Origin of the sequence: Streptomyces sp. NPDC057271 (genome assembly GCF_042668715.1) — a bacterium.
Taxonomy (GTDB): domain Bacteria; phylum Actinomycetota; class Actinomycetes; order Streptomycetales; family Streptomycetaceae; genus Streptomyces.
This window is the reverse complement of sequence record NZ_JBHUYJ010000177.1, coordinates 1-8,736: the sequence shown is the minus strand read 5'-3', so window position 1 is coordinate 8,736 and position 8,736 is coordinate 1. Positions and strand designations below refer to the sequence as shown.

General features: G+C 73.9%; 5 protein-coding genes. 3 read left to right on the top strand and 2 right to left on the bottom strand.

All coding sequences use genetic code 11. The features are described 5' to 3' along the window. Window positions 1-2,063: ATP-binding protein (locus tag ACFUJR_RS37890; protein ID WP_383451227.1), on the top strand; the 2,063-nt coding region annotated here is incomplete at its 5' end. A gap of 51 nt (window positions 2,064-2,114) precedes the next feature. Here ACFUJR_RS37890 and ACFUJR_RS37885 read toward each other — a convergent pair. Both ACFUJR_RS37885 and ACFUJR_RS37880 read right to left on the bottom strand, forming a co-directional pair. After that, window positions 2,115-4,145: a sigma-70 family RNA polymerase sigma factor gene (locus ACFUJR_RS37885; RefSeq protein ID WP_383173132.1), complete on the bottom strand. Its 2,031-nt coding sequence runs from the start codon at window positions 4,143-4,145 to the stop codon at window positions 2,115-2,117. A 242-nt stretch (window positions 4,146-4,387) separates the two neighbouring features. Next, complete coding sequence (locus ACFUJR_RS37880; RefSeq protein WP_383173142.1) at window positions 4,388-5,191, bottom strand: TetR/AcrR family transcriptional regulator; 804 nt, start codon at window positions 5,189-5,191, stop codon at window positions 4,388-4,390. 357 nt (window positions 5,192-5,548) lie between these two features. Between ACFUJR_RS37880 and ACFUJR_RS37875 the strand changes: the two genes are divergently transcribed. Together ACFUJR_RS37875 and ACFUJR_RS37870 are read left to right on the top strand one after the other, a co-directional pair. Then, entirely contained in the window at window positions 5,549-6,913 is a 1,365-nt protein-coding gene (locus tag ACFUJR_RS37875) for an NAD(P)/FAD-dependent oxidoreductase (RefSeq protein ID WP_383173134.1), read from the top strand. A gap of 106 nt (window positions 6,914-7,019) precedes the next feature. Continuing rightward, window positions 7,020-8,645: a SpoIIE family protein phosphatase gene (locus ACFUJR_RS37870; RefSeq protein WP_383173135.1), complete on the top strand. Its 1,626-nt coding sequence runs from the start codon at window positions 7,020-7,022 to the stop codon at window positions 8,643-8,645. Window positions 8,646-8,736: the final 91 nt, after the last annotated feature.

Sequence of the window (8,736 nt, the reverse complement as noted above, 5' to 3'; positions counted from 1 at the left end):
GCCCCGGCCCCGGCCCCGGCACCGGCCCGGGCGACGGCACCAGCACCGGCACCGGCGGCACCGGCACCGGCGGCACCGGCACCGGCGGCACCCGCGGCCCCGGCCCCGGCACCGGCCCGGGCGACGGCATCAGCACCGGCCCCGGCGCCGGCACCGGCCGCACCGGCGCGGGCGCCGTGGAAGAGATCTGCCGCCGCCTCGACGGCCTCCCCCTCGCCATCGAACTGGCCGCCGCCCGGCTGCGGCTGCTCGCCCCGCGCCAGATCGCCGACCGGCTCGACGACCGCTTCCGCCTCCTCACCTCCGGCAGCCGCACCGTCCTGCCCCGCCAGCAGACCCTCCGCGCCGTCGTCGACTGGTCCTGGGACCTCCTCGACCCCGACGAGCGCACCCTGCTGCGCCAGGTCTCCGTCTTCGCCGGCGGCTGGGATCTCGCCGCCGCCGAGGCCGTCGCCCTCGCCCCGAACGCCGCCGACGTGCTCGGCGCGCTCGTCGACAAGTCCCTGGTCGTCGCCACCCCCACCGACGAGGGGGAGATGCGCTACCGGCTCCTGGAGACCATCCACGAGTACGCCACCGAGCGCGCCGCCGAGTGCCCCGATCTGCGCGCCGCCACCGAGGCGGCGCACACCGCGTACGTCACGGACCTCGCCGAACGGGCCGAACCCCTGCTCCGCTCGGGCGAGCAACTCCCCTGGATCCGGCGGATCGAGACCGAACTCGACAACATCCGCGCCGCCCTCCACCGCACGATCGTCACGGCCCCCGACGAGGCCGCCGCCCACCGTCTCGTCTTCGCCATGGGCTGGTTCTGGTGGCTGCGCAACTACCGCCCCGAGGGCCAGGCGTGGGTCGAGCGCACCCTCCTCCTCGGTGACGACCCGGAGCCCCCGGTCGACCCGGAGCGCCCGGAGGACCCCCGCTACTGGCCCCGCATGCAGCTGCGCATGCTGTCGTTCTTCCTCGCCGTGGAGAGCCGCAGCGCCGCCGACCTGCGCGACGACCCCGAGGCCACCGCCCTGGTCGAGCGGGTGCGCGCCGCCTTCGGCGAGCGTCCCGGACCCCGCTCGGCCCGCTTCCCCGGGCTTCTCTGGCCCTTCACCGGCTACCTCACCGAGAATCACTCCACCCTCCGCGCGATGCTCGACACCGCCGTGGAGACCTGCCGGCGGTACGGCGGCGAGTGGGAGACCGGTGTCACCCTGATGTTCCGTACGCACATGGCGATCGACATGCCCGGCGGCATGCCCGGCGTGGACGAGGACCTCGTCGAGCTGCGCGCCCTCTCACGCCGGGTCGGAGACCGCTGGATGCGGGCCCAGGTCGCGAGCGCGGCGGCGGAGACGCACATGATGCGCGGCCGTCACGAGGAGGCGAGGGAGGCGTACGAGGAGGCACTCGGCCTGGCACGCGAGGTCGGTGCGCACGCCGAGTCCCCGTTCCTCCTCGCACGGCTCGCCGAACTCTGCTACCGCGCCGGTGACATGGCGGCCGCCGAGAAGAGGCTGGACGAGGCCACGGCGGACGCCGCCCGCCACCATGTCAACGTCACGGCGACGATCATCCTGTTCATGAGGGCGGTGATCGCCCTCCATCGCGACGAGGTGCGGTCCGCCCGCGCGCACATGGACGAGGCGCGCCGACTGTCCGCCACCGGCACCCCGCCGCCGCACTTCGCGGCCGTCCTGGCCGGGCTCTCCGCGCGTGTCTCGGCGGCCGAGGGCCGGGGACCGGCCGCCGTGGCGGAGGCTGCCGAGGCCCTGACCCTCGCCCGGCACGGCCAGTGCGGCGACTACGTCACGGTCTCGCTCGCGGAGGGTGTGGCGGTCACGCTCGGTGCGAGCGGCGCCCTCTCGCTCGCCGTACGGGTCCTGGCCGCCGTCGACACCTGGCGCGCCGACCTCCCGCGATCGGTCCCCGAACGCCGCGAGTGGGACACCCTGATGTCCCGGGCCCGTACGGAACTGGGCGAGGCCGCGAGCGAGAAGGGGTACGCCGAGGGTGCCCGGATGACCCCCGACGAGGTCATCGCCCTGGCGTCCGCGTACGCGACGGGCGCCTGAGCGCCTCGCCAGGCCACCAGCGCGGCAGATCGTCGGTCCGCCCCGTCCCGCTCACGCGCAGCTGATGCGGGACTGCGCCCAGTCCGCGACCGCGACCCGGCCGAAGGGGGCGGTGTGCTCCTCCACCACCAGGCGGATCGTCCTGAGCCCCGTGAGGTCGACATGGACCGGGACGGCGGGGTCGCCCGGCCGGACGACGTTCGAGCGCCAGAGCGGCTCACCGTCTCCGTACACGGCGAAGCGCAGGCCGCCGACCCGGATCGGCGCGCTCAGGTCGTCGACGCCCACGAGCGCGTCGTAGCCGGTGCACTGCCGGTTGAGGTCGATCACGAGCGCGGACGGCGCGTGCACGCTCACGCCGTGCGCGTACCGCGTGCCGCCGATGGACAGGCCGTCGCGCTGCCACATCCAGCTGCTGTCGCCGATCCGTACCTCGGGCTTGGTGCCGTCGCCGAAGACGCCGTAGTCGAGCTGGTTGACCTGGTACACGGCCGGTGGTGCGGGCGGGGGCGTGGGCTCGGGCGCCGGCTTCGGCGGGGTCGGCGTCGGGGTGGGGTTCGGCTGCGGCGGCGGGGTGGGCCTGGGGCTCGGCCTGACCGTCGGCTTCGGTGCCGGGCTGGGCGGCGGTGTCGGCTCGGGCGTCTCGACGACCGGTGGTGCGGGCGGCGGCGGGGGCTCGGGGGCCGGCTTCGGCGGCGGTGCCGGAGTCGGTTCCGGCGGTACGAGGGGGGCGACGGCCGGCGGCGAGGGTACGGGCCGTGCGACCGGCTGCGGGTCCCCGGAGAGCGCCCACACCAGGCCGGCGGTCGCGGCGACGGCCACCGCGGCCGCGAGGCCCGCCTTCGCGGGGGCGCCGAGCCCCTCGGCCACGGCGGCGGACGACGCTCCGGCCGAACCCGACGAACCGGCGCCCGTCGCGGCGGCGGCCGCACCGGCACCGGCCGCGCCCGCGACGCCGCCGGCCACGACACCCACGGCCTTGAGGGAGTACCCGGCGGCGAACCAGCCGATGACGGCGATCGGCAGCAGCGCGGGGATCCCGGCGTTCACATGCTCCAGCTCACCGGCGGCGATCCGGCACTTGGCGCACTCCTCCAGGTGCTTGCGCAGCCCGCGCTCCGCCCGCATCCGCAGTCCCCCGCGCGCGTACGCGCCGAGCCGGTCGGCGTAGCGGGCGCAGTCGCCGCCCGCGGTGAGCGACTGGCTGACGTGCGCCTGGAGGTAGGCCTGCTTGAGGCCCTCGCGGGCCCTGCTGGCGAGCACGGCCGTGGCGTTGGCGGTCAGACCGAACAGCGGCGCGACGTCGCTCGGCGACTCCTCCTCGACGGTGGTGTGCCAGAGCACGGCCTGCCAGCGCTCGGGCAGCGAACGGAACGCCTGCATCGCCAGGGACTGTTCGGCCTCGTGCATGGCCCGGACGTCGGCGCCGAGGTCGAGGCCCGCTCCGAAGGACACCGTGGGGTCGGCGACCTCGGCCGCGTGGCCGGCCTGCGCCGCGAACACCGCGAAGTCCTCGACGAGATGCTCCCGCCGCTGCGTGCGCGTCCAGTTCGCCGCCACCCGCCGGACCGTGGTCAACAGGTAGGCACGGACAGCCTGCTCGGGCCCCGCCCCGCCCCGTACCGCCTGGAGCGTGCGGGCGAACACCTCCGCCGTCAGGTCGTCGGCGGTGTGGGCGTCGCGGCAGCACGTCCGTGCGTAGCGGCGCACGGCCTCGGAGTGGCGGCGGAACAGCTCTTCGTACGCGCTGTCGTCGCCGGCCCGCATCAGCTGGACGAGGTCGGCGTCCGAGGGCGGCAGTTCGACAGGGGGAGGCAGGACGGTGTCGTACGCGTCGGCTCCGGCCGGGCCGGTCAGCGGCACCCCGTGCTCACGCTGGGGAGGCACGCTGGGCTCGGCGGGCCCCGGGATCGCTCCGGCGGAGGGTCCCAGGACGGGGACGGGGGCGGGGACGGGTCCCGGGACGGGGGCGGCGGAGGAACCTCCGGGCCCGCCCTGGTGCGGCACCTGCCGGGGCGGAAGGTCCCCGGTCTCCGTGGTGCCGCCGGCGCCCACCGGCTCGTCGCGACCGTCACCGCTCATCGCGGAAGCCCCCGTATGCACGCTCAGACCCGAACACCGGCCAAGCGTGCCACAGCACGATGACGCGCTGAACCTTCGCGTCCACTTACCACTCGTCCGGGGCGACTTCCTGTATCCGGGCGTAACCACTCATGCGTTCGTGCCATGGTCGAAGGTCTGCCCGGATCGGTCGGTCAGCCACCCGTTCGCCATGCCCGGCCCGATCGCCATGCCATGCCCGGTCGCCCGCCCCGGTGCGCGAACTACCGCGAGCGCAGGCCCTCCAGAAGGATGTCCAGGAGTCGCGCCGAGGCCGCCGCCTGCTGCGCCGCGTCCGGCAGCGCGGGCGCCGCCGTGGCGATGACGAGCAGAACGTCCGCCACGGTCACGTCCGCCCGCAATTCGCCCGCCTCACGGGCCCGGTCCACGAGCTGCCCGACGACCTCCAGGAGCGCCGCCGCACCACCGTCGTCCTGCTCGGCCCCCGGCACGGCACGCGGAGCGACCACGCGCGGCTCGGTCTGGTCGGAGAAGCCCCGCTGGTGCGGCACCCGGGCCGTGTCGCCCCCGGTCTGCGCCGGTAGCAGCAGGTCCTCGACGTCCACGCCCACCCGCAGGATCTGCGGCGGCAGCAGCCGCCCCGCACCCGAGGCCACCGAGGTCCGCAGGAACCGGGAGAGCGCCGACCAGGGCTCCTCCTCCTGGCCCAGGGCGGTGCGCGCCTGCTCGGTCAGCCGGGAGGTCTCCTCCTCGGCTATCCGGCGCACCAGCACGTCCTTGCTCGGGAAGCGGCGGTAGACGGTGCCCACGCCGACCCGGGCGCGCCGCGCCACGTCCTCCATCGGCGCCCCGTAACCGAGTTCGCCGAAGACCTCGCGCGCCGCGCGCAGCACGTGCTCCAGATTCCGCTGCGCGTCCACGCGCAGCGGCGCCGAGCGGCCGATCGCCGACCCCGGGCCCGTACCCGTCGCCGTGCCCGTACCTGTGCTCACATCCGTACCACGACCGTCGAGCGAGCCGTCCGTGGTCCCGACGACGGCCTGCCACCGTGAATCCTGCATGTGCATAAGCGTTCCCCCGCTCATGATGTCTCCCCCCGGAGACTCCCCGCCCTGACACGGGGCCGATGGACCTGTCTGCGGCGCTCTGGTCCATGCGCCGCGATCCGATACCCCGTCGAGGTACGAACATAGTTGAGTCGAGGTCAATTCAGAAGGGGGAGTTCCGTACGGTGCGCCCCCCGATCGGAGCAAGGGCCTGAACTCTCCCGATTCAGGTCCGCCACACCACCCCTCACGCCCACTCTGACCTGCGCGGTTCCCGCTGTACCCACCCTGTGCGCCACCCCGCGCCCCCGCGCATCTCCGGTCACACAATTTGCCGGGGCTGTGGACAAACCCCGAACGGCGTTGCGTCATGGGACAGTGACCGAACCTGCGCGCATTCTCGTTGTCGGCGGTGGCTACGTCGGGATGTACACCGCGCTGCGTCTGCAGCGGCAGCTCAAGGCCGAGCTCAGAAGCGGTTCCGTCGAGATCGTGGTGGTCACGCCCGACCCGTACATGACGTACCAGCCGTTCCTGCCCGAGGCCGCCGCCGGCTCGATCTCCCCGCGCCATGTCGTCGTCCCGCTCCGCCGCGTCCTGGACAAGTGCCGGATCACCATCGGCGAGGTCCACGCCGTCGACCACGCCAAGCGGACCGCGACGCTCTCCACCCTCGCCACCGAGGAGGAGGGCAGCGGCACCGTCGAGCTCACCTACGACGAACTGGTCATCGCGCCCGGCTCGATCTCCCGCACCCTCCCCGTCCCCGGCCTCGCCGACTACGCGATCGGCTTCAAGACCGTCGAGGAGGCCATCGGGCTGCGCAACCACGTCATCGAGCAGATGGACATCGCCTCCTCCACCCGCGACCCCGGCCTGCGCGACGCCGCCCTCACCTTCGTCTTCGTCGGCGGCGGCTACGCGGGCGTGGAGGCGCTCGCCGAGCTGGAGGACATGGCCCGCTACACCGCTCGGTACTACCACAACATCAAGCCGGAGGACCTGAAGTGGGTCCTGGTGGAGGCGTCGAACCGGATCCTCCCCGAGGTCGGCGAGAAGATGGGCACGTACGCGATCCGCGAGCTGCGCGGCCGCAACATCGACGTACGCCTGGATACCCGGCTCGACTCCTGCGAGGACCGGGTCGCCGTCCTCAGCGACGGCAGCCGCTTCCCGACCCGGACCGTCGTCTGGACCGCGGGCGTGAAGCCCGCCCCGGTCCTCGCCTCCACCGACCTGCCGCTCGACGAACGCGGCCGGATCAGGTGCACCGCCCACCTGACCGTCGAGGGTGTCGAACACGCCTGGGCGGCCGGAGACGCCGCGGCCGTCCCCGACCTCACCTCGGACGTGGACGGAGCGAAGTGCGCGCCGAACGCACAGCACGCCCTGCGCCAGACCAAGGTGCTGGCCGAGAACGTCGCCGCGTCCCTGCGCGGACAGCCGCTCAAGGAGTACGCCCACACGTACGCGGGCTCGGTCGCCTCCCTCGGCCTCCACAAGGGTGTGGCACACGTCTACGGGCGCAAGCTCAAGGGCTACCCCGCCTGGTTCATGCACCGCGCCTACCACCTCAGCCGCGTCCCGACCTTCAACCGGAAGGCCCGCGTCCTGGCCGAATGGACCCTCTCCGGACTCTTCAAGCGGGAGATCGTCTCGCTCGGCTCGCTGGAACACCCACGCGCCGAGTTCGAACTCGCCGCCGCGCCCCCGCCCCCCAAGAACGGCCCGAAGCCCGGCTGACACCGATGTCAGTGCGGCCCGTCACACTGGACGTGTGACCATAGGTGGGCTCACACCTGCACAGAGTGACTCAGCACGGCCAACAGACCACGAGGCATACAGATCCGTGAACTTCACCCGTTGGAGCGCCCGACTCCCCGGCACGCAGCGCCGCACCGCGGCGCGGGGGACCGAAGGCTCCGTGCCCGCGGCCCGCGGTGAGTACGCGCGGCGGCCTGAGCCCCTCCCCGACGAGGTCCCCGCCCTGGAGGACTTCTCCGCGCGGGAGATCATCGGCCGCCTTCCCGGCCTTGTCGCGCTCGCGCACGGCCCCGAGCACCGCATCGCGTACGTCAACGACGCGTACGCCGCCGCCTTCGGCCCCCGCCCGGCCGGGGCCACCGTCGCCGACGTCTGCCCCGAGGCCGAGGAGCTGGGCCTGCTGCCGCTGATGGACCAGGTCCTGCGCAGCGGGAAGCCCCGGACGGTCAAGTCCCGCAAGACCCAGGACGGCGGCTCGTACACGGTCACCTGCCTGCCCGTGGAGTCCCCGGGCTTCGAGGGCGGCGGCGTCCTCGTACACGCCTCCGACGTCACCGACCACGCCGAGGCCGCCGAGCGGCTGCGCGCCAGCGAGCGCCGGCACCGCGAGACCGCCGTCACCCTGCAGCGCTCGCTGCTCCCGCAGGAGCTGGAGCAGCCCGACGACCTGCGGATCGCCGCCACGTACCAGCCCGGCGGCACGGACGCGGCCGTCGGCGGCGACTGGTACGACGTGATCACGCTGGGCGCGGGACGCACCGCGCTGGTCATCGGCGACGTGATGGGCCGCGGCGTGCGCGCCGCCGCCGTCATGGGCCAGCTCCGCACCGCCGTCCGGGCCTACGCCCGGCTCGACCTGCCCCCGCACGAAGTGCTCCAGCTCCTCGACGGCCTCGCCGCCGAGATCGACGCCAGCCAGATCGCCACCTGCGTCTACGCGGTCCACGACCCCAACGAGGGCAAGCTCGTCTACGCCTCGGCCGGCCACCTCCCGATCCTCGTCAGGGACGAGGACGGCACCGTCCGCCGCGCCGAGGACCCCACGGGACCGCCGCTGGGCACCGGCGGCTGGCTCCACACCTCCGGTGCGATCGCCCTGCCGCCCGGTTCGACGGCCGTCCTCTATACGGACGGTCTGGTCGAACGCCGTCGCGAGGACATCGACGAGGGTGTCGCCGCCCTGGAGCGCGCTCTCTCCGGAGCCCTCGGCACCCCCCAGGTCGTCTGCGACCGGCTGCTGCGCTCGCTCGGCGTCACCGCCGAGCACGACGACGACGTCGCCGTCCTGGTCGTCCAGCACCCGTCCCGCAAGGGACCGGACGCGGAGCTGTTCCACAACGCGGCCCTGGAGCTGCTCGGGGGAGTGGAGGCGGCCCCACGCGCGCGCGCCTTCGCCACGGGCGTCCTCTCCAGCTGGCGCTTCCCGGTCGAGCTGCGCGACCTCGGGGTCCTCGCCACCAGCGAGCTGGTGGCGAACTCCCTGAAGCACGGCACCCCGCCCATGCGCCTGCGGCTGCGCCGTACGGACCGGCGGCTGATCATCGAGGTCACGGACGGGGACGACCATCTGCCGCGCCGGCGCAGGGCGGAGACGGAGGACGAGGCGGGCCGCGGGATCTCGATCATCGCGACGATCGCCTCGTCCTGGGGAAGCCGTCGTACGCCGGGGGGCGGCAAGGCGGTCTGGTGCGAGTTCGCCCTGCCCGACTAGTGTTCTGAGTCTGGAATTCTGTTCAGATAGCTGGCGAGGCGTTTAAGGATCTCGTCCGCAGTCTTGGTCCACACGTAAGGTTTCGGGTCGC